At 65.4% G+C, this 20,115-nt stretch carries 17 protein-coding genes and 1 pseudogene; 10 read left to right on the top strand and 8 right to left on the bottom strand.

Annotated elements, in window-relative coordinates; genetic code table 11:
- Nucleotides 1–33: 33 nt before the first annotated feature.
- Both styB and styA read right to left on the bottom strand, forming a co-directional pair.
- Nucleotides 34–522 (bottom strand): styrene monooxygenase NADH-dependent flavin reductase subunit StyB, encoded by a 489-nt coding sequence (gene styB / locus H0B43_RS13770; RefSeq protein WP_312033765.1) that lies wholly within the window; start codon nucleotides 520–522, stop codon nucleotides 34–36.
- A 44-nt stretch (nucleotides 523–566) separates the two neighbouring features.
- Nucleotides 567–1,844, bottom strand: coding sequence for a styrene monooxygenase subunit StyA (styA, locus tag H0B43_RS13765; protein WP_185727402.1), 1,278 nt, complete (start codon nucleotides 1,842–1,844; stop codon nucleotides 567–569).
- 419 nt (nucleotides 1,845–2,263) lie between these two features.
- Here styA and H0B43_RS13760 point away from each other — a divergent pair, with 419 nt between their 5' ends.
- The 4 genes from H0B43_RS13760 to H0B43_RS13745 all read left to right on the top strand — a co-directional run bounded on the left by H0B43_RS13760 (nucleotide 2,264) and on the right by H0B43_RS13745 (nucleotide 6,555).
- The gene (locus tag H0B43_RS13760) at nucleotides 2,264–3,280 is read left to right on the top strand and encodes an AraC family transcriptional regulator (protein WP_185727403.1); all 1,017 of its coding nucleotides are present in this window, start codon (nucleotides 2,264–2,266) and stop codon (nucleotides 3,278–3,280) included.
- A 194-nt stretch (nucleotides 3,281–3,474) separates the two neighbouring features.
- Nucleotides 3,475–4,491 carry a helix-turn-helix domain-containing protein gene (locus tag H0B43_RS13755; protein ID WP_312033767.1) on the top strand — a complete coding sequence of 339 codons (1,017 nt, stop codon included), beginning with the start codon at nucleotides 3,475–3,477 and terminating at the stop codon, nucleotides 4,489–4,491.
- Nucleotides 4,492–4,714: 223 nt separating this feature from the next.
- Nucleotides 4,715–5,614, top strand: coding sequence for an alpha/beta fold hydrolase (locus tag H0B43_RS13750; RefSeq protein ID WP_185727404.1), 900 nt, complete (start codon nucleotides 4,715–4,717; stop codon nucleotides 5,612–5,614).
- 611 nt (nucleotides 5,615–6,225) lie between these two features.
- A complete protein-coding gene (locus H0B43_RS13745) occupies nucleotides 6,226–6,555 on the top strand; it encodes a serine recombinase (protein WP_185727405.1) in 330 nt (109 codons plus the stop codon).
- Nucleotides 6,556–6,569: 14 nt separating this feature from the next.
- Here H0B43_RS13745 and H0B43_RS13740 read toward each other — a convergent pair whose 3' ends face one another.
- The gene (locus H0B43_RS13740; protein ID WP_185727406.1) at nucleotides 6,570–7,469 is read right to left on the bottom strand and encodes a helix-turn-helix transcriptional regulator; all 900 of its coding nucleotides are present in this window, start codon (nucleotides 7,467–7,469) and stop codon (nucleotides 6,570–6,572) included.
- Nucleotides 7,470–7,570: 101 nt separating this feature from the next.
- Between H0B43_RS13740 and H0B43_RS13735 the strand changes: the two genes are divergently transcribed.
- The 5 genes from H0B43_RS13735 to H0B43_RS13720 are packed head-to-tail and all read left to right on the top strand — an operon-like array spanning nucleotide 7,571 to nucleotide 11,397.
- Complete coding sequence (locus tag H0B43_RS13735) at nucleotides 7,571–8,620, top strand: alcohol dehydrogenase catalytic domain-containing protein (RefSeq protein WP_185727407.1); 1,050 nt, start codon at nucleotides 7,571–7,573, stop codon at nucleotides 8,618–8,620.
- Nucleotides 8,617–9,465: an MFS transporter gene (locus tag H0B43_RS41510; RefSeq protein ID WP_312033769.1), complete on the top strand. Its 849-nt coding sequence runs from the start codon at nucleotides 8,617–8,619 to the stop codon at nucleotides 9,463–9,465. Before H0B43_RS13735 ends, H0B43_RS41510 begins: the two co-directional genes overlap by 4 nt.
- Nucleotides 9,462–10,079 carry an MFS transporter gene (locus H0B43_RS41505; RefSeq protein ID WP_252189793.1) on the top strand — a complete coding sequence of 206 codons (618 nt, stop codon included), beginning with the start codon at nucleotides 9,462–9,464 and terminating at the stop codon, nucleotides 10,077–10,079. Before H0B43_RS41510 ends, H0B43_RS41505 begins: the two co-directional genes overlap by 4 nt.
- A gap of 4 nt (nucleotides 10,080–10,083) precedes the next feature.
- Nucleotides 10,084–10,968, top strand: a complete 885-nt coding sequence (locus H0B43_RS13725; protein ID WP_185727408.1) for an aldo/keto reductase — start codon at nucleotides 10,084–10,086, stop codon at nucleotides 10,966–10,968.
- A 9-nt stretch (nucleotides 10,969–10,977) separates the two neighbouring features.
- Nucleotides 10,978–11,397: a cupin domain-containing protein gene (locus H0B43_RS13720; protein WP_185727409.1), complete on the top strand. Its 420-nt coding sequence runs from the start codon at nucleotides 10,978–10,980 to the stop codon at nucleotides 11,395–11,397.
- A 255-nt stretch (nucleotides 11,398–11,652) separates the two neighbouring features.
- Here H0B43_RS13720 and H0B43_RS13715 read toward each other — a convergent pair.
- From H0B43_RS13715 to H0B43_RS13695, 5 genes and pseudogenes are all read right to left on the bottom strand, one after another.
- Nucleotides 11,653–12,069, bottom strand: a pseudogene (locus H0B43_RS13715) (hypothetical protein); the annotation flags it as partial.
- A gap of 292 nt (nucleotides 12,070–12,361) precedes the next feature.
- Nucleotides 12,362–14,008, bottom strand: a complete 1,647-nt coding sequence (locus H0B43_RS13710) for an NAD(P)/FAD-dependent oxidoreductase (RefSeq protein ID WP_185727410.1) — start codon at nucleotides 14,006–14,008, stop codon at nucleotides 12,362–12,364.
- Nucleotides 14,009–14,222: 214 nt separating this feature from the next.
- Nucleotides 14,223–15,368 (bottom strand): acyl-CoA dehydrogenase family protein, encoded by a 1,146-nt coding sequence (locus H0B43_RS13705; protein ID WP_185729969.1) that lies wholly within the window; start codon nucleotides 15,366–15,368, stop codon nucleotides 14,223–14,225.
- A gap of 147 nt (nucleotides 15,369–15,515) precedes the next feature.
- Nucleotides 15,516–17,306, bottom strand: a complete 1,791-nt coding sequence (locus H0B43_RS42835; protein ID WP_185727411.1) for a helix-turn-helix domain-containing protein — start codon at nucleotides 17,304–17,306, stop codon at nucleotides 15,516–15,518.
- 84 nt (nucleotides 17,307–17,390) lie between these two features.
- Nucleotides 17,391–19,082, bottom strand: coding sequence for a long-chain fatty acid--CoA ligase (locus tag H0B43_RS13695; RefSeq protein ID WP_312033771.1), 1,692 nt, complete (start codon nucleotides 19,080–19,082; stop codon nucleotides 17,391–17,393).
- Between the two features lie 132 nt (nucleotides 19,083–19,214).
- Here H0B43_RS13695 and H0B43_RS13690 point away from each other — a divergent pair, with 132 nt between their 5' ends.
- Nucleotides 19,215–20,114 carry an SMP-30/gluconolactonase/LRE family protein gene (locus H0B43_RS13690; protein ID WP_087556109.1) on the top strand — a complete coding sequence of 300 codons (900 nt, stop codon included), beginning with the start codon at nucleotides 19,215–19,217 and terminating at the stop codon, nucleotides 20,112–20,114.
- Nucleotide 20,115: the final 1 nt, after the last annotated feature.

Below are 20,115 nucleotides of genomic sequence, written 5' to 3'. Positions count from 1 at the left end.
GATCACGTCAGCGGTTGCCCGGAAGGGCACGGATCAGCGGTCGCCCAGGACAGGTTGGTGGTAGGTGCTGGCGAAGAACATCAGTGGGGAGCCGTCTTCGGATTCGCAGCGGGCCACCCGCGCCAGGAACAGGGTGTGGTCGTTGACCTCGATCGTGTCGAAGACCTTGCATTCGAACCGGGCGAGGCTGCCGAACAGGGTGGGCACGTTCTCACCGGTGACGAACTGCGGATGCCAGTCGCTCTCGCGGCTGCCGGCGAAGTAGCGGGAGTGCTCCTGCTGGCTCTTGCTCAGGACGCTCACTCCGTACCAGCCGCTCTTGCTGATCAGCTCGTGCGCGTACCCCGGCTTGAGCGAGATCATCACGGTCGGCGGGTCCAGGCTGATCGAGGTGAAGCTGTTGATTGTCGCGCCGTGCACGCCGCCGTCGCCGTCCTGCATGGTCACCACGGCGATTCCGGTGGCGAACAGGGCAACGGAGCTGCGGAATGCGGTCGCGTCGGCGGCGACCTCCTCGGGCACGACGAGCTCCTCGGGCGCGGGGGGAGCTTCGGCCGCGCGGGTCATCACTGTGCCCCCGTCAGTGCGAAAGGGCGAGCGGACTCCTCGGCTCCGGTCTCGTTCGCTTCGATCCAGGCGATCATGTTCTCCGGGCTGGAGAAGATGTCCCACTGCTTCTCGGGGTAGTTGAAGTTCTCGGTGAACCGGTCGGAGAGCTGCTGGTCGGTCAGAACCCGGCCGAGGAACTCGACGAAGTGGTTGGGAAGCTCCTTCATGTTGGTGAGCATGAAGTTGGTCCAGCGGGTGGCACCGAGAACACGGGTGGCGCGCCGAGCGTCGACGCGCTCGCAGAACAGTTCGTCGTAGACCTCGTTGTCGACGATCTCCTCGCCGAGCACGTGTGCGGCGTAGGAGGCCATATTGCCGCCCTGACCGAGCACTGGGTCGACGGTGGCGTGCGCGTCACCGAGCAACACCGCGAGCTTGCCGTTGTTGAGCTTGACGTGACCGTGCCGGACGGTGGGAGTGACCCCACCCTGGAGAATGTCGAGGTGGCTGTTGGCGACGTCGAATTCGTTCTCGTCGAGCCGCTCGGCGGTGATCGGGTAATGCTTCTCGAGCTTCTCGATCATCAGGTCGAGGAACGCCCGCGGGTCGTCCTCGTAGCGGGTGTGGGCGAGAACCTCGAGGTCGCTGCCGATGTGGTTCTCCATCACCAAGGCGGTGGCGTCGCCACTGAAGGTGACAGTGGGGATTTCGATCATCTCACCGGCGCCGGGGGAGATGCAGAACGTCACCGCCTTCTTCTCCGCCTGCGCGATGCCCTTGAAAAGGCCGACACACAACTTGCGCTGCGGCTCGGTGAACGGTGAACTCTGCTCGTCGCGGGCGAACAGGGTGCCCAGCCCGCCCTTGCCGGTGCCGATCACGACCAAGTCGTATTCCTCGGAGAGGGCGGTGAGGTCCTCGACGCCGATCGGCCGGTACTCGATCTTGCCGCCGCGCGCTTCGAAGTCCTTCATCATCTGGGGCTGCAGGATGCGGTAGTCCACCGCGCGGCTCGGCTTGCCCAGGTCCCCGTAGAAGCGGATCGGCATGTTCGGGATGCCGACGTAGTAGTAGTGCCCCTCGTAGCCGTCGTTCGGCCAGTGGTTGATCCCGAGCGCATCTTCGCGGTCGATGGTCACGTAGTGGTGTGCCACCGTGTTCAGCAGCCGGATGTTCGCGTATTCCTCGGGACGGCGATCCGTGAAAATCGTTGCATCGATGCCCTTCTCGTTCAGGTACAGACCGAGGTGCAGGCCGGCGGTGCCGGCTCCGACGATGGCGATTCGCTTGCTCATGGAAGGTCTCCTCCTGCTGACGCGCCGAGACGCGTCGGTGTGTGTGACACGGGATTTCTGGGTGAGCCGACTGCGCTTGTAATGCGGTCGAGGGTGTCTGCACCCGACTTTTGTGGTCAGTTGTGATCCGCATCACAAGTATGTACACGCTCAGGTGGACCAGTCATGCACTCGAGCGCACGGTTAGTTGGAGAAAACCGCACACAGAGTTGTCCGTCCGCGTCGTTCGCACCGGAGGGGACATCGAGTCGCTCGCGTCCCGCCCGCACGCCCGTTTTGCACCGAGATCGAAAGATAGTGCTCGGTATCGTGCCTCGGTGCTGTCGCGCCCGCCAAGATCTGGTGAAGCCGGACCTATTCGATGTCCGGATCGTGCGGCAGTGGCGGGCGCGTAACCTGGGGCTTTGGAGGCGAAGACGATGCAGGAGTCACCGCGGGGCACGGATGACACAGCCAGTGAACCTGACGCGCGGGAGGTCCGCGCGTTCGAGGCCACTGATCCCGACCGCGCCGAGGATGCCCTCGGGCATACCTACTTTCCGCACCGATTGCACCAGCTCGGCACGGGTGCGCACATGGACATGTCCCTGCATCTGGTCGAACTCGGACCGCTGACGGTGGGGCGGCTGACCTACGGCGCCGCCGAGGTCAGCCTCGACCTCGGCGAGCTCGGTAACGCCTACAACGTCGCCATCCCGCTCGCTGGGCGACACGAGACGGAATCAGCTGGTCAAACGCATATTTTCGCCCCCGGCCAGGCGTGTATTTACATGCCGCACCGGAGCACGCGGATCACCCGATGGAGCGCGGACGGTGTCCAGTACGGGATCAAATTCGACCGCGACTACCTCGAATCGGAACTCCAGGCGATTCTCGGGTGGCCCACACACGTGCCGGTGACGTTCGACCCCGTGCTCGACCTGTCGAATCCCAAGGTCAGCAGCTGGTTGGCATTGGTGAAAACCCTCGTCGCAGACCTCGACAAGGATCACAGCATGCTCTACTCCCCGTTGGTCTCACCCCCTCTCGTCGAGGCTCTGACCAGGGGTTTGTTGCTGACAGCGGACCATGATCGACGCGAGCTGCTCGAAGCCGGGGTGCCGGGCGCCCGGCCGAGAACGGTCAAGGCCGCCGTCGATGCCATGTATGCACACCCCGAAGAGTCCTGGACCGTGCGCACCCTCGCCGAACTGGCCGGCGTCAGTGTGCGCACGTTGCAGGACGGATTCGCCCGGTACGTCGGCGCTACGCCGATGGCATACCTGCGCGGTATCCGGCTCGAACGCGCTCACGACGATCTGCTCGCGGCCGACCCCGGATTCGACTCAGTCTCGGATATCGCCTATCGCTGGGGCTTTCGGCACCTCGGCCGTTTCTCCGTGGAGTACCGCAAGCGATACGGCCAACCTCCATCGGTGACCTTGTCCAAGGCGTGAAGGGCCCGAATCGGGAGAGCGGCAAAGTCTTTGCGCAGAATGGATAGTTTCTGCGTTCTGTGGATAAGGCCCCCTCTCCGGCGCGGCTATCGTTGCCAGCAGAAGGCGAAACTCCCAGGTCGATGCGGAAAGCATTGTTCCGGAAGCGGTGTGTCGGCTTCTAGCCCGCTGGGTGGCGAGTGAGGAGTGATCCCGTGAGTGCCCTGTATTCATTCGACGATATGCCCGCGCAAGAGAAATTCGGTGCGTGGCGAGAGACGGTGTCCAACGCGTTTGTGCCCTTGGACGCCAAATCCCACGCCCCCGGAGCCTTCGATGGGCACCTGCTGACAGAAGCGATCGGATCGCTGCAGGTCTTCGAGGTGACCGGGGGAGCAGTCGAGGTGCGGCGTACCCGCGAGGCGATCCGACGGTCCGATCCCGGCTACCTGAAACTGGGCATGCAGGTCCGTGGCTACTGCGTTCTGACCCAGGACGATCGCGAAGCCGCGCTGACCCCAGGCGATTTCAGCATCTACGACACCCGCCGCCCCTACCAGGTGTCGTTCGAACGGGACTTCGCACAGCTGGTTGTCATGTTTCCGTCCGAGCTGATCCATCTGCGCCCGGACGCGCTGAGGGATGTGACGGCCCGGCGGGTCTCCGGACGTCGCGGCATCGGCGGACTGGTGTCGAAATTCCTGGTCGGTATAGCCGAGCAATTGCGCGGGGTCGAAGAACTCGCCGCCAACCAGCAACTGTCGAACGGTGTCCTCAACCTGCTCGCCGCAGCACTGTCCGAACAACTCGGCTGTGAGTCGAATGTTCCCCCGGAAACACACAAGGCCGCCCTGGTGCTGCAGATCAAATCCTTCATCGATGCCCGTCTCTACGATCCCGAACTGAGCTCGGCGCTCATCGCTCGCGCCCACAACATCTCAGCCCGGTACCTGCAGAAGATGTTCGAGGGCGAAGGAACCACCGTGACCGAGTGGATCCGCCGTCGTCGCCTCGAGCACTGCCGCCGCGATCTTATTGATCCGCGCAACAAAAACACCCCGATCGCGACTATCGCCGCCCAGTGGGGGTTACTGGACTCCTCGTACTTCTCGAAGCTGTTCAAATTCACCTACGGCATCTCCCCCCGCGAGTACCGGGCGCAGGCTGTCGGCGGCGGCCACGACGTGGGCCAGACGTGGGAGCGGACTTTCGCGAGTTCGCCTGCAGACTGACCGCGACGCGCATGCTGGCACCAGGTCGAGCCGGAACGGCCGCCACAGCCAACGACCTCATCGAGGACAGGGGCGCAGCACCCGCGATCCGGCAATCTGCGGCGGTGTGGTCTCCGGTGCGTCGGAGTGGATGCGCCTCCACAGGTGCGGGGTAAATCATTGTTCACCCCGTGGTGCACCATGGGGGGAGATTATTCAACTCGTTGTGTTGGTGAGGTATCTGATGGATCCGATAGTCACAGAGTCCGAATTCCGCGGTGACGGTGTCACGCTTGCCGGCGACCGGTGGGATCCCCCGACTCGGGGTGGGAGCGGGACGAGCACCGACAGGAAGGGCCTGGTCCTGCTGCTGCACGGCGGCGGACAGACGCGGCACTCCTGGCGAAACACCGGACGCAGTCTCGCGGCGGACGGCTGGTCCGCCATCGCGCTGGATGCACGTGGCCATGGGGACAGCCAGTGGGCGCCGGACGGGGACTACGGAATCGATGCGTTGGTCGCCGACGTGACCGCGATCATCGGGGAGCTGGGCGAGAAGCCGGTACTCGTCGGTGCCTCGATGGGCGGTATGACGTCGTTGATCGGGCAGGGGGAGAATCCCGAGCTCGCTCGTGGTCTGGTTTTGGTCGATATCGCGCCGAGGGTCGAGACCGGCGGCACCGCGGAAATCATGGCTTTCATGCGCAGTGGCCTCGATGGTTTCGAGAGCCTCGACGATGCAGCGGCAGCGGTCGCGGCCTACACTCCGAACCGTGTCCGCAAGCCCAACCCGCAGGGGTTACGCAAGAACTTGCGCCTGCGTGACGGCCGCTGGTACTGGCATTGGGATCCGGAGTTCCTTCGCGTGGGCGACGAACCCACTCGCCAATCCGACTCGATCGTGCAGTACGAACGCGCCCGGGACGCCGCAGCCGCGATCACCGTTCCCACGATGCTCGTTCGTGGCAAGCAATCCCACGTGGTCAGCGAAGAGGGTGCCAAAGAGCTGCTCGAATTGATCCCGACCGCCACCTTGATCGACGTCGCCGGGGCCGGTCACATGGTGGCCGGCGACGACAACGATGTCTTCAGTGGCGGTTTGAAGGGTTTCCTCGACAACGAGGTTGCGGCAATGCGTCGCTGATGCCACCACTGCCCGCGAACCCCGCCGGGCGTGGGCTCGCCGAGATCGAGTGCAGTTGTCATGCTTATTCGTCTGTGCCCGGCGCCCCGCCCCGCGCCCACCTGGACGGCGGGCGCGGGGTGGGGCCGTGCTTTGTCGCTACCCGGTGTAACGCCCCTTCACGACTCGCGAGCGGTGGAAGTGGTTTCTTGCGAACGATTCTCGGTCGCAGCTCGCGTTTCGGGTGTCCGCATCACGGATCTTCCGGTGCCACCTGCCGATAAGTGCTCAGCTCTTACGCTTTCGAACAATTGGAGTCGAGTCCTCTGCTTTCGCACGCTTTTCGGCGCGACGCTCCTTGAGCGTCCGTGCAGACTGCTTGGAACGGGGTAGGCGCCACGATTGAGTCCATCCGGACCTCGGCCATTGTGTCGGCTGAGGGCCGCGGTTCTCCCGCGGACGGTAACGCGATCACCGGGTGTTCGGTCCGAGATGCGGAAGCTGAGACACCTACGGTGGAATGCGTACCCGAAATATCAAGACATGCAGGAAATCTCATGAGACTTGCATATTCCGTTCCAGTGGCTATGGTGCATGTCAACGATCAACGGCATCTACCGGAGGACTGAAATGTGAGTGCAGCAACCGATCGTCAGTGGGCGGTTCGTGACGCTGTTCTGGGCTGGCTGGTGGCGAAGGCGACCGAGGGATACCGCAGCCCGATCCTGGACCCGGACGCCATCGGCGACACCGTCGGGTGGGTGCCCTCGCCACTCACCCGAGACGAGGTCGCCGACGCGTCCAATTATCTCTACCGTGAGGGGTATCTGACCGGCGTGCCGGTGATGGGACTCGGAATTCCCCGCCCAATGCTGACGGTTGCCGGTCGACGATTCGCCGAATCCCGTAAAACGCTTCGTCTGAACAAGGATTCGACGAACACCGCAGCCACCGCGCGATGAGCCGCGCTGCCGGGTCAGCGCGAATGGCTGAATGACGTGTGTTCGGTGTCGAGTTGTTCTTGGCTGGCGGCCCAGGTGGCGAGGAGTTTGAGGGCGTCGGCGGTGGGTGTGTCTGCCGGGGCGGTGTAGATGTTCAGTTGCAGTTCGGGTTCTGAGGGCAGTTCCATGGCCTCGAAGTCGAGGTCGAGTTGGCCGACGGCGGGGTGGCGCAGGCGTTTGCGGCCGCTGCGGTGGAAGCGGACGTCCTGGGAGGCCCATCGCTTGCGGAACAGTTCGCTCTGGGTGGAGAGCTCCCCGACCAGTGCGATGAGTGCTTTGTCGTGGGGGTTGCGGCCGGCTTCGAGGCGCAGCATCGCGGCGGCGTCCTTGGCGATCTGGTCGTAATCGACGAAGAATTCGGCGGCGTGGGGGTCGAGGTAGACGAACCGGGTGGTGTTGACGGGTCGGCGGGGGTCGGCGAGGACGGGGGAGTAGAGGGCGCGGGCGAGTTGGTTCATGGCGATGATGTCGTGGCGCCCGTTGCGGATCCATGCGGGTGCTTCGGTGATGGCGTCGAGAACTTGCTGTAGTACCGGTCGGACCGTGGTCGGTGGGGTCCGGCGGGGCCGCCGGGCAGTGCCGGCCTGTGATTGGCGGGCCAGGGCGAACAGGTGATCGCGTTCGGCGTCGTCGAGTTGCAGGGCACCGGCGAGGGAGTCGAGGACACTCTCGGATGTGCCGGAGAGGTTGCCGCGTTCGAGCCGCACGTAGTAGTCCACCGAGACTCCGGCGAGCAGGGCGACCTCTTCGCGGCGCAGCCCTTTGACGCGGCGGTTGCCGCCGTACGCGGGCAGGCCGCTCTGTTCGGGGGTGATGCGTGCCCGGCGCGAGCTGAGGAACTCGCGGATCTCGGTACGCAGGTCGATCGTGCCCATGGATCCACCGTAGGCAGCTCCCGGTCCGGGAGGGAGGTACTGGCATTACCCGGAAGATCCGTCACTCCCTGCGTGCGGCGGATCGGGGTCCAATGGTGGGCATGAAAGCTACGTACATGTACGGCGTGGGCGATGTCCGCGTCATCGACGTCCCCGACGCGGCCCTGCAGCAGCCGACCGATGCACTCGTGCGCGTGGTCCGGAGCTGTGTGTGCGGCAGCGACCTGCATCCCTACCATTCGATGCCGGCCGATCCGGGTGGTACGTCGATGGGGCACGAGTTCATCGGGGTCGTCGAGGAGGTCGGCGACCAGGTGGCCACCGTGCGACGGGGCGATTTCGTGATCGCACCGTTCGCCGTCTCCTGCGGTACCTGCGTGTTCTGTCACGCCGGGTTGCAGACGTCGTGCGTGCGCGGCGGGTTCTGGAACGACCCCGCATTGGGGACGACGGGCGGTCAGGCTGAGGCGGTTCGAGTCCCGCTGGCCGACGGCACCCTGGTCACGGCGCCGGTGGACGAGCAGGCCGATGAGGCGCTGCTCGCCTCGCTGCTGACATTGTCGGATGTGTACGGCACCGGCTGGCACGCGGCGGTCCGCGGCGGCGTCCGCGAGGGCAGCGCGGTGACAGTGATCGGTGACGGCGCCGTGGGACTGTTGGCGGTGCTCTCGGCCCGGCAGCTCGGCGCCGAGCAGATCGTGCTGATGGGACGGCACAAGGCGCGGACCGATCTGGGGATCGAGTTCGGTGCCACCGAGGTGGTCGCCGAGCGCGGTGCGGAGGGCATCGCGAAGGTCCGCGAGCTCACCGGCGGGCTGGGCAGTGAGATCGTGCTCGAGGCGGTCGGGCACCGGCCCGCGTACGACCAGGCCCTCGGCGTGATCCGCCCCGGCGGGGTGATCAGCCGCGTCGGCGTACCTCAGTACGAGGACGCCCCGATCGGGTTCGGCGCCCTCTTCGGACCCAACATCACCCTGACGGGCGGACCCGCCCCGGTCCGCGCCTACATCGAGCAGTTGCTGCCGGCGGTACTGAACGGAACCGTCCAGCCGGGTCTGGTTTTCGACCGCACCACCGGTCTCGACCACACCCCGCAGGCCTACGCCGCCATGGATGCCCGCGACGCACTGAAGGTCGCGGTCCGGCCGTGAGCGTCGCCGCCGTCCGCGGCGCCCCACCCGCGGCTCCTGCTGCGATCCTGGGAATCATTCTGGTCAGCTACTTCATGGTGCTGCTGGACAATTCGGTCATCTTCACCGGCCTGCCCAGCATCCGGTCCGGGCTCGACCTGTCCCCGACAGCCCTGTCGTGGGTGCAAGACGCGTACACCCTGGTCTTCGGCGGTCTGCTTCTGCTCGCCGCGCGGGCCGGGGACATCGTCGGACGGCGACGCTTGTTCGGGATCGGGCTGGCGATCTTCGGCGCGGCGTCGCTGCTCATCGGGCTTGCGCCGACAGGCTGGTGGATGATCACCGCCCGGGCGGTGCAGGGAGTCGGTGCGGCGATCGTCGCACCGACCTCTCTGGCGCTGATCACGGCCTACTTCGACGGCGACGCACGCAGGAAGGCGATCGCCTGGTACGCGGCAACGGCAGGTATCGGCGCCAGCCTCGGCCTGCTGATCGGAGGTGCGCTCACCGACTGGATTTCCTGGCGGGCAGCGTTCTTCGTCAATGTGCCGATCGCGGTCGCCGTGATCGTCGGATCCCGGATCGTCCTCGCCGAGACGCCCCGGCAGCGAGGCCGATGCGACGTCATCGGTGCGCTGTGCGCGACACTGGGGATGGGTGCGTTGATCTTCTGGGTCGTCGAGTACGGCACGGCCGGGTGGGGAGCGCCGCGGGTGCTCGGTGCTGTGGTCGTCGGGGTGCTCCTGCTCACCGGGTTGGTGATCCACGAGGCTCGGGTCGAGCAGCCGATCATGCCGTTGGGCTGTTCGGAAGCCGTGAACGTGCCGGCGCGTACGCAGCGCGACTGCTGTATCTGGGGGCGATGATCGGGTTCTTCTACTTCACCACCCAATTCATGCAGGACGGGCTCGGGTTCTCCCCGGTGCAAGCCGGCCTCGGCTTTCTGCCTATGACCCTGGTCAACTTCGTCGTCGCCCTCGCCGTCCCTCGACTGAGCATCCAGGTGTCGAACGGGGCACTGCTGGCCGCCGGCATCGCCGTCACGCTGGTCGGCATGTTGTGGTTGAGCCGGATCGGTGTCGGTGAGACCTACCTGGTCGCGGTCGGGCTGCCCATGGTTCTGATCGGCGCCGGCCAAGGTCTTGCCTTCGGGCCGCTGACCAACGCCGGGATCGCCGGGGTCGACCCGGCCGCCGCCGGTGCCGCCTCGGGCCTGGTCAACACCGCCCATCAGCTCGGGATGGCACTCGGGCTCGGCATCTTGGTCGCGATATCGGCCGACTCGGGCGCCGGTCTCGACAACCTGTCGGCCGTGACCAGGCACGTCGGCGTGGCACTGACCGGTAGCAGCGTTCTGCTCGCCCTGGCGCTCGTCGTTGCAGCGGCGGTGATCGTGCCCGCCGGGCAGGCCCGGACAGGGGTACTGCCAGTACCCGGCTCGACAGGCACTCCCTGGTCACGCCGATCGCACATATCGTGAACTCATGACCACGACAGTCCTGACACTCAACAACGGAATCGTGATGCCCGCGCTGGGATTCGGTGTGTACCAGACGCGACCGGAGGAGACCGTCAACGCGGTGACGACCGCGTTGAATACCGGGTACCGGCACATCGACACCGCCGCGGCGTACCTCAACGAGCGGGAGGTCGGCGAGGCCATCGCGCAGTCTGGAATCGACCGCTCGGACATCTTCATCGAAACGAAGATCTGGATCACCGACTACGGCTACGACGCCGCGCTGCACGCCTATGACAAGAGCGCCGGCAAACTCGGTGTCGAGCAGATCGACCTGCTGATCCTGCACCAGGCGTTGCCAGGAGAATTCGATCTGACGATCGAGGCCTACCGGGCACTCGAGCGGCTGCTCGCCGACGGCAAGGTCCGAGCCATCGGCGTCAGCAACTTCATGCCGGAACACCTCACCCGCCTGCGCGACGCAACGTCGGTCGTCCCCGCGGTCAATCAGATCGAGGTCCACCCCTACTTCCGGCAATCCGACCTGCTGGCTGCCGACGCCGAGCACGGAATCGTCTCCCAGGCCTGGTCGCCGATCGGTGGCATCACGTTCTACCGGAACGGCTCCCGCGGGTCCACCCTCGACGACCCCACCCTCGGCGAGATCGCCCGCACCCACGGCAAGACCGCGGCCCAGGTGATGCTCCGTTGGCACCTCCAGCAAGGCCGCCAGGTCATCCCCAAATCGGTCACTCCCTCGCGGATTGCCGAAAACTACAATGTCTTCGATTTCGACCTCACTACAAGCGAACTCGTGGCCATCGACGCCCTCGACACCGGTGTGCGCGGCGGCCCCGGGCCCGAAGACGTCACCCGAGAGAAGTTCGGGATCGACATCCCCGAAGCCTGAGGAGCATCCATGAATATCGACCCCCGCACACCGACCACCAAGAACCCGCCCGAACAATTCACCGGCGACGTCTGGCTCGACCCGATCGCATATCCCCGCGACGACGGCCAGCGCATGATCGTCGCGAAGGTGCGGTTTGCACCCGGCGCCCGCACCGCATGGCACTCACATGCGCGTGGTCAAACCCTGCACATCACCCAGGGCATCGCGTGGGTCCAGTCCCGCGGTGGGCAGAAGGTCGAAGCCCATGCCGGACAAACCCTCTACTGCCCACCGGGAGAGGAACACTGGCACGGAGCCACCCCGGACTCCTTCATGGAGCACCTGGCGATGCTCGACAACGCCGACGACCCGGCCGCCACCACGACCTGGCTCGAACACGTCACCGACGCCGAATACCTCCACAGCGCGCACCAGCCCGGCCGGTAGCGCGCTATTCGCCTCCGCGGTTCGGCGGGCCGCGGTCTGACATCGCCTGGTCTGCAGTGTCATTCACACGGCTGACAGCGGCCCGTGAAACGGACCGATTAGTATGCGCATTTGATGCGACGGACCCCGGTAGGCGGCTCAGGCCCTACTCCGGCCGCGCAGTGTTGTTGCGGTTCCGGGTCGAGTCGTCTACAGAAGTCCACCCAGCCGATTCGCGCCAGTGGAGTGGAACAACCCGACACAGAGGTCGGACGATCACCCACGCCCGTAACCTACTCGCTGCCGCACAACGAAACTCAGCACCGGCACCTCAGTCGATCGGTGAATTTTGGGTAAGTCGTCAAGCAGCCCGGGTGGTGCGTGTCGGAGGTAGCCGTGGAGGATGCCGACGAGGCGGTTGCCGAGTGCGCGGAGCGCTTGGTGGTGCAGGTCGCCGATGTCGCGTCGCTGGTCGTAGAACTCCCGGGCGCGGGAACTGGCCGACAAGGCGCTGAACCCCCAGTGATCGATGGCATCGTAGAGACGCCGGTTGCGGACGTGGCGGGCGAGCACGGCGCGTTTCTTGCCGGACGCGACCGTCAACGGCGCGGTTGTGGCGTAGGCGCCGAGTTTGACACCAAGTCCTGGCAGGTAGCGGTAGATGTCGGCGTCCGGGTTGAACTCAACTGCGGTTTTGCCAATTCGTTGTCAGCGAGGGCTTCTCACTGAGCTGTCAGAATCCTCAGCTTCAGTGCGCTGCTGCAGGAGGAGAGCTCACCGCGCAGCGACAAGCGCGTGCGGTCTCGCGGCCTCGGGCTGATTGCGGCGCCGGCCGCCGTCTCCGCGCTCGGAGTAGTCATGTCCGAGGGGGGAAGCGGACCGGCAACCGTTCATCGTCCGGGTGGTCGGATGGTCTGCTCTTCTCGCCCGCTGCAGCTCGTGGGCCACGGATGATGCACCGCGGCCCACGTGAACCTCCTTCCGATCAGTTCGTCTCGTAGGCGTCGTAGCCGTTGGCCTTGATGTCGTCCCAGCGAGCGAAGTACTGCGGCACACCCCCCGAATAGTTGAGCATCTGCGCCGGCTTGCCGGGCACGTTCGCGCCCCAGTACCAAGATTTTGCCTTTGTGAACATCGAGTTCAAGAACAGTTCGTCGACGTGCGCACGCCACTGCTTCTCCGACTCAGCGGTGTTCTCGAATCGGGTGAGGTCGTGGTCGCGCAGATGCTGAAGGAACTCGACGACGATCTCGCCTTGGTACTCGGCGGACGTGGGACCGTTACAGAAACCGGACGGGCTCTGCGGGCCGTAGAGGAACATCATGTTCGGGAACCCACGGGTAGACAGGCCCATGCAGGTGTCGACCCCGGACTTCCACTTGTCCTGGATGCTCAATCCGTCGACACCTTGGAGGTCGATGGCCATGATTCCGCCACTGTTGTTGTCGAAGCCGGTGGCCAACACGAGCAGGTCGCATTCGATGACGCCCTCGTCGGTCTCGATTCCGTGGGGCAGCACCCGGCGGATCGGGGTGACGTTGGAGTCGATGACATCGACGTTGCTCTGGTTGATGACGTCGAAGTAGTCCTGCTCGAGTGATGGGCGTTTGACTCCGTAGGGGTGCGGCGGTGTCTCGGGCGCCACGATCGCGGCCTTCTTCGGGTCGGTGACCCGCTCGTGGACCTTGCTGCGCCAGAAGTCGTAGAAGGTACGGTTGGCCTCCTCGTCGACGAGGATGTCCTGGAAGGTACCGAGCCACATCTCGAAACCACCTTCGGACCACATCTTCTCGTAGATCGCGTCGCGCTCCTCCTTGCTCAGGTCAGTGGCGTTCTGCGGCAGGAAGTCGAAGTCGAAGCCTGCGAAGGCCTTGTAGCGTGCCGCGAACCGCTCGGGCAGTCCTTTCCGGAAGTTCTCGTTGTCGTCGGGGCTGAGCGTGCGCTGCTGCATCGGAATCGCCAGGTTCGGGGTGCGCTGGAACACCGTGACGTGTTCGGCGACGTGACCGGCTTCCTGCACCACCTGCACGCCACTCGAGCCGGTGCCCATGACGACGACCTTCTTGCCGGTCATGTCCACGCCCTCCTGCGGCCAGCGGGCAGTGTGGTGGCATTCACCGGCGAACGAGTCGAGCCCTTCGAGATTCGGGTAGAGCGGCTTCGCACCGAATCCAGTGGCGACGATCACCTGACGTGCCTTCTGGACCTTGCCGTCCGCGGACCGCGCGGTCCACTCGCGGGAGGCCTCGTCCCACGTGCACGCCTCGGCGAAGGTATCGAACACGACGTCGCGCGTGAGATCCAGCTGCGAGTCGACGTGCTCGAAGTAGTTCCGGACTCCGGCGAAACCTGGATACAGTTCGGCGAAATCGTAACTTTTCCACAGGTCCTTGTGCGAGAACTGATAGATCTGTCCGGTGCTATCGGTGCGTGCACCGGGATAGCAGTTCCACCACCAGATTCCGCCTAATCCGCCGGCCGCGTCCCAGACCTTGACGGTGAAGCCGAGGTCGCGAAGCCGGTCCAGCGCATACAAGCCGGAGAAGCCTCCGCCGATGATCAGGACGTCGAGCACAGCGTTGTCAGAGTGCGAGCCGGTGCGGGTGGCCGTGTCGGCCTGGGATGCCGTCATTGGTTCCTCCTCGAGGTTTCCCGGGACGTCTATTCCTGCCCGGACATGTATGACGTTAGAAGCGACGGTGTGATGTGAAGTGTCCGAAATCGAATCACGAGTGCCGATCGGTTCCAAGATAGTCCCAAGAACCACAAGGACATTCGAGTTCCGTCTTCAGACGGACCAGGCGGCAGCAGCCACGATTGTTCCCGCGCGCGCCACCGACCGGGATTCAGAAACCGAGGTCGCGGCCGATCAGTTCCATCATGATCTCGTTCGACCCCGCCCAGATTTTCGTGACCCGAGCATCCCGCCACGCCCGCGCCACCCGGTATTCGTTCATGTAGCCATAGCCGCCGTACAGTTGCACGCAGTGGTCGATCACCCGGTTCTGGACGTCGGCGGTCCACCACTTCGCCTTCGCCGCGTCGACGGAGGTGAGCTCACCCGCCACGTGGGCTTCGACGCACCGGTCGACATACGCCTGCGTGACCTCGATCTGCGTCACCAGGTCGGCGATCAGAAACTTGTTGTGCTGAAATGTTCCGATCGACTGACCGAAAGCCTTTCTCTCGCGGCAGTAGTCGATGGTCTCGACAAGGATCTGCGCGGCGTGCGCAAGATTCGCGACAGCACACCCCAGCCGCTCCTGGGGCAGGAACGACATCATGTGGATGAAGCCGCGATCGAGCTCACCGATGACATCGGCGTCGGTGACCCGCACGTCGTCGAGGAACAATTCGGCGGTGTCGGCTTCGTCCTGGCCGACCTTGTCGAGTTTACGGCCCCGCTCGAATCCGGGCAGTGAAGTCTCGACACCGAAGAGGGTGATGCCCTTGGCCTTCTTCTCCGGTGAAGTCCGTGCCGCGATCACCACCAGGTCCGCCGAATAACCGTTGGTGATAAACGTTTTCGCGCCCGAGAGCACCCAATGGTCGCCGTCGCGTACCGCGATGGTCTTGAGCGCGGCCAGATCCGAACCGCCACCGGGTTCGGTCATCCCGATCGCCGTGAGTATCTCACCCGAACACACACCGGGCAGCCACCGCTTCTTCTGTGCGTCGGTGGTCAGTTGCACCAGATACGGCGCTACGACATCGCAGTGGATGCTCACACTCGACGCCAGGGCAGCGTTGACCTTGGCCAGTTCCTCGATGAGCACCGCGTTGAAGCGGTAGTCACCCGCATCCGCACCCGTATACTCTGCCGGCACCTCGAGTCCCAGCAGATCGTGTTTGCCTGCTTCGAGCCAGAAGTCCCGGGGCAGCGCCTTGTCGGCACGGACGTCGTCGGCGCGCGGTTCGAAGTGCCGGGCGAGGAACTGACGGACGGAGTCCCTGTATGCCTCGTGGTCGTCGCCGTAGACGGTGCGCTTCATCATTGATCATCCCTTCGGATCGGTCCGCCGCCGACACCCGGCGGGGCGGCGCGAGGAGTCGGGTGACTGGGGTCGCCCGTCCTGCGCCTATCGTCTCCGCAATGGATGTGGCTGGGATGTCCCGATACGCGACAAGGGGTTTCGGGATCAGGATCCGAAGCGTTCGTTCTCCAGCCCGAGCGCGCGGATCTTACGGTACAGCGTCGACCGGGCGACACCGAGCCGATCGGCGGCGAGCGACTTGTTGCCGTCGGCCTCGTCGAGGGCACGCACGATCGCTTCCCGCTCGCTGCGTTCGAGGGAGGTGAGCTGCCGGCCCGATCCCAGTGCGCGGTAGTCGTCGGGAAGGTGTTCGAGTCTGATGTCGAATCCCATCGACCGGGCGATGGCTGTGCACAGGACGGCATCGAGCTCTCGGACGTTGCCCGGCCAGTGGTGGGCAACCAGAGCCCGGTGGGCTGCCGGCTGCAACTGCGGGGTGGGCCGCCCGGGGAGGTGAGCGCCGAGCAGTTCACGTGCGAGGTCGTCGAGATCCTCGATCCGCTGGCGCAGCGGCGACACGGACACACTTCGGCGCACATGGGTGTGCACCTGCTGGCCGGCACCGTCCGGCGCCGTCGAGGTCGCGGTCGCGACGATCGGCGCGGACATCGTCGCGGCCGCGTCCAGTAGCCGGCGGGTGGGAGCGACCGCGTCGTCCGGTATCTCGTCCACGTGTTCGACGATCCACGGGACGTTGCTCGACAGGCGCGCGCGCAGATCTGTGACGGTCTCGGGGGTCAAGGTGGACCCGTCGATCACGGGGATGTCGCCGTCGTGGCCCCAGCGTTGCTGAATGTACCGGGCGACATGCGACTTGCCGACCCCGGACTCGCCGGTCACCAGGACCGGACCCACCGTGCCCGCGATCTCGTCGATGCGGCTCTGCAGCCGGTGCGTGGCCAGGCTTCGGCCCACGATCCGGCCCGCGGACTCGGTGGCGGGAGCATGACGCGACGCGGGAAGCACGGCCGTGTGAGGACGGGAGACCGCGGACGAGACCATCGGACGCAACTCGAGAATCGCACTGAGCTGCTCGCCCGACTCGCTCACCCGACGCGCATGAACGCGCACGTCGATGCCGTCCGCGAAACGCAGCGGTCCTTCCCATTCCTGCTTCGTGCCCAGATGGCTGCTGATCCAGTCCCAGATCATCATCTGATCTGTCGAGTCCATCAGCCGAGACGCGGTCGGAGTTGCGATCACCGTGTCCGGACTCATCGCCACCACCGCGGCATTGCCGCGGCGCTTGCTCCGCATGTATTCGCGCAGCAGAACTTGCTCACTCTTGGCGGACTGGTCGAAGAGCCGCTCCTCGACCTCCCGGACCGCGGAGAAGATCAGCGGCGCCATCAGGTCGCTGACCTGATCGACGTTGCACGTGATGTCGAGGATGCCCACCACCGTGCGCGAGACCGGGTCGACGATCGGCGAGCCGACGCACGCCAGCGACTGCAGGGACTCGAGCATGTGCTCGCCACCGCGCACCCGGAACGCTTTGCGTTCCTCGAGGGCCGTGCCGATGCCATTGGTGCCTGCGTACTCTTCGGAGAACATGAAGCCGGGCGCCACCTGGGCACGGTCGAGACGCCCGAGCAGTGACCTCACCCCCGTGCGGCGGTCGACAATGGTGGCATCCTGATCCGCGAGCAGGATCGTCACCGGCGTATCGGCGAGCTGTTCGGCCAGCCGATCCACGACGGGGCGTGCGGCACGAATCAGTTTCGAATCGGTGTAGGTGTCGTCGATGAACCGAAACCGCGAGCCGTCCGGCGCCGCCCCGATGGCGCGGCACCGCCGCCACGACTGTTCGATCTCCGGTCGCAACCTCAGCGGAGCACCCTCATCCGCATCGAGGGAACGATCGTCCGCACGCGCGGAGGACCGGTCGGTTACCACACCACATCACCACCTCGGAGCACCTCACAGCCAGTACATTCATTATGTAACCGAGGTCACACAGGCTGCGAGTGTCCCAGAACGCTACACCACGTCCTCGCGCCACAGTTGACGCATCCGCGCCTTGTCGAGTTTTCCCACCGACGTCGTGGGGATCTGGCCAACCCGGACGAACGAGTCCGGAAGCCAGAACTTCGGTAGGGACGCCGCCAGATGGGTCCGCAGTTCGTCGTCGGTGACCTCGCCGGTGAGCCGGACCCACGCCACGGGGCGTTCCTGCCACGTCTCGTGTGGAACGGCGATGACGGCGGCTTCGAGGACAGTCGGGTGGAGCAGCAGCTTGTTCTCCAGCTCGACCGAGGAGATCCACTCCCCTCCGCTTTTGATGAGGTCCTTCACGCGGTCGTGGATTTGGACCTGGCCGTCGGGGTGGATCACAGCGACGTCGCCGGTCCGCAACCAGCCGTCGTCGAACGCGTCGGCAGTACGGTCGTCGTCGAGGTAGGTGCCGGTCACCCACGGCGAGCGGACTTGCAGTTCACCTGTGGTGAAGCCGTTCCACGGCAGGGTCCGACCCTCCTCGTCGACGATGCGCACCTGGAACAGCGGCAGGGGCCGTCCGTGGTTTGTGGGGGCGTGGCTGAAGGTTCCCATAGGCGACGTCTCGGTCATCCCCCATCCGTTGACGGTCGACACTCCGTGCGCCGCCCACCAGTTCACCAGACCCGACGGCGGCGCCTGGCCGCCCAGCCACAGGGTCCGCAGGCTCCCGAGATCGTAGCGGCCGGGATCGGCGTCGAACCGCTCGCGCATGAGCGCCGCGACAGCCGGTACGCCGACGAACACATCCGGGGTCTGCTCGGTGGTGATGCGTAGCAGCTCCGCCGGTGAGGGGTGCGGTCCGGGAAGGACGAGGCGCGCCCCCTGCAGGACACCCGCGTGCGGAACACCCCAGCTGTGGACGTGGGACATCTGCGTAGTCAGCAGATACGAGCGTGACCCGTCGATCGCGACACCACCGGAGGCACTGATGGCCATCGCGTGCAGCACAGTGCTGCGGTGGCTGTACACGACACCCTTGGGCAGTCCGGTGGTGCCGGAGGTGAAGCAGATCGACGACGCGGAGGTCTCGTCGAACTCCGGGAACTCCCCGATCGGCACGGCGTCGTGCAGGAGCTGGTCGAACGACCACCACGTCACCGTCGCGGACGCTATGGGCGCGATACCGTCGAAGGCCCCGAAGACCACGACGTGCCGGACCCGGGAAAGTCTGGGAAGTACGTCTTCGAGCACGGGCAGCAGATCGGCGTCGATCAACACCACTTCGTCCTCTGCCTTGTCCATCGCGTAGACGATGTGGTCGGGCGACATCCGGTGGTTGACCGTGTGCAGGATCGCCCCGCACGCCGGAACCGCATAGTAGGCGACGAGGTGCTCGAATGTGTTCCACGCGAGCGTCGCGACTCTCGTCCCGAACCGGATCCCGAGGTTGTCGAACGCACCAGCGAACCTGCGGGTGGCCGCGCCGAGATCGCGATAGGTGAACTCCCGGTCGCCGCGGTCACCGTCACACGAGACGCAGACTCGGTCGGCGAAAACGTTCTCTGCATGCCACAGCAACGAGCTGACGAGCAGTGGGCGATCCATCATCGTGGTGAACATTCTGTATTTCTCCGGATCCGGTGGGTGAGCGAGTGCGACCAGCGTCCATGCCGAACCGCCCTGCGGACCGTCCGAATTCGCGACAACGAACCCCGAGCCGCACTGCGAACTCACTGTTGCGTTGTGGGACACCCGCGCCGCACCGCGAATCCCGAGACTGGGGCTCACACCACCGGCCCGGTCGATCGACCTGCGACCGACGGCACAACGCACGGCAAAAAGCCGAACTCAGGAAGAGGTACCGACATGTCCGATCGTCAGCTCACCGAGATCGCGGCGGGCTTCACCTACACCGAGGGACCCCGCTGGCACGAGGACCGACTGTGGTTCGTCGACTTCTATACCCACTCGGTCAACGTCGTGAACCCGGACGGATCCGTCGAACGGGTCTGCACCGTCGAGCACCAGCCGTCGGGCCTCGGCTGGCTCCCCGACGGACGCATGCTCGTCGTCTCCATGAAGGACCGCAAGGTCCTGCGCAGGGAATCCGACGGCGCGCTCGTCGAGCACGCCGACATCTCCGAACACTGCCGCGGCTACGCCAACGACATGGTGGTCGCAGCGAACGGGCAAGCGTATGTCGGTGAATTCGGATTCGACCTCATGGGCGGGGCCGACCACGAGCACGGTGTAGTCGTCCTCGTCGAGCCGGACGGCACCTCCCGCGTGGCCGCAGGCGGACTGTCCTTCCCGAACGGCATGTGCATCTCCCCGGACGGAAAAACACTGTACGTCAACGAACTGTTCGGTAACCGGGTCTCCCAGTTCGAGATCGGACCAGACGGAACACTCGGCCCCCGAGAGGATTTCGCCTCGTTCGGTGACCTCGGCGACGAACCGAACGTGGAGAAGCGGCTCGCGGCATGCACGATCGCCCCAGACGGTCAGGCCCTCGACGCCGACGGCGCGGTCTGGATCGCCGACTGCGTCAACCAACGCGCCGTCCGCTTGGGTGAGGGCGGGACCGTCCTCGACCAGGTGAGCACTGCACCGCTGGGCGTGTTCGCGGTCGCCCTCGGCGGACACGACGGACGGACGTTGTTCCTGTCGGTCGCCCCCGACTTCGACGAGACCAAGCGCAGTGCCGCACGCGAGGCCAAGGTCCTCTCGACGACCGTCGACGTTCCGCACGCGGGACGGCCGTGAC

The sequence above is a fragment of the Rhodococcus sp. 4CII genome (assembly GCF_014256275.1).
In the GTDB taxonomy this organism is placed as follows: domain Bacteria; phylum Actinomycetota; class Actinomycetes; order Mycobacteriales; family Mycobacteriaceae; genus Rhodococcus_F; species Rhodococcus_F wratislaviensis_A.
This window is presented reverse-complemented; position numbering and strand designations above follow the sequence as displayed.

What these genes read in the sequence shown, in the direction of transcription:
- H0B43_RS13735 (WP_185727407.1), top strand. Translation starts at nt 7,571, where the DNA reads ATGAAAGCTACGTACATGTACGGCGTGGGCGATGTCCGCGTCATCGAC.
- H0B43_RS13740 (WP_185727406.1), bottom strand. Translation starts at nt 7,469, where the DNA reads ATGGGCACGATCGACCTGCGTACCGAGATCCGCGAGTTCCTCAGCTCG.
- H0B43_RS13760 (WP_185727403.1), top strand. Translation starts at nt 2,264, where the DNA reads ATGCAGGAGTCACCGCGGGGCACGGATGACACAGCCAGTGAACCTGAC.
- H0B43_RS13725 (WP_185727408.1), top strand. Translation starts at nt 10,084, where the DNA reads ATGACCACGACAGTCCTGACACTCAACAACGGAATCGTGATGCCCGCG.
- H0B43_RS13690 (WP_087556109.1), top strand. Translation starts at nt 19,215, where the DNA reads ATGTCCGATCGTCAGCTCACCGAGATCGCGGCGGGCTTCACCTACACC.
- styA (WP_185727402.1), bottom strand. Translation starts at nt 1,844, where the DNA reads ATGAGCAAGCGAATCGCCATCGTCGGAGCCGGCACCGCCGGCCTGCAC.
- H0B43_RS41505 (WP_252189793.1), top strand. Translation starts at nt 9,462, where the DNA reads ATGATCGGGTTCTTCTACTTCACCACCCAATTCATGCAGGACGGGCTC.
- H0B43_RS13705 (WP_185729969.1), bottom strand. Translation starts at nt 15,368, where the DNA reads ATGAAGCGCACCGTCTACGGCGACGACCACGAGGCATACAGGGACTCC.
- H0B43_RS13710 (WP_185727410.1), bottom strand. Translation starts at nt 14,008, where the DNA reads ATGACGGCATCCCAGGCCGACACGGCCACCCGCACCGGCTCGCACTCT.
- H0B43_RS13720 (WP_185727409.1), top strand. Translation starts at nt 10,978, where the DNA reads ATGAATATCGACCCCCGCACACCGACCACCAAGAACCCGCCCGAACAA.
- H0B43_RS13750 (WP_185727404.1), top strand. Translation starts at nt 4,715, where the DNA reads ATGGATCCGATAGTCACAGAGTCCGAATTCCGCGGTGACGGTGTCACG.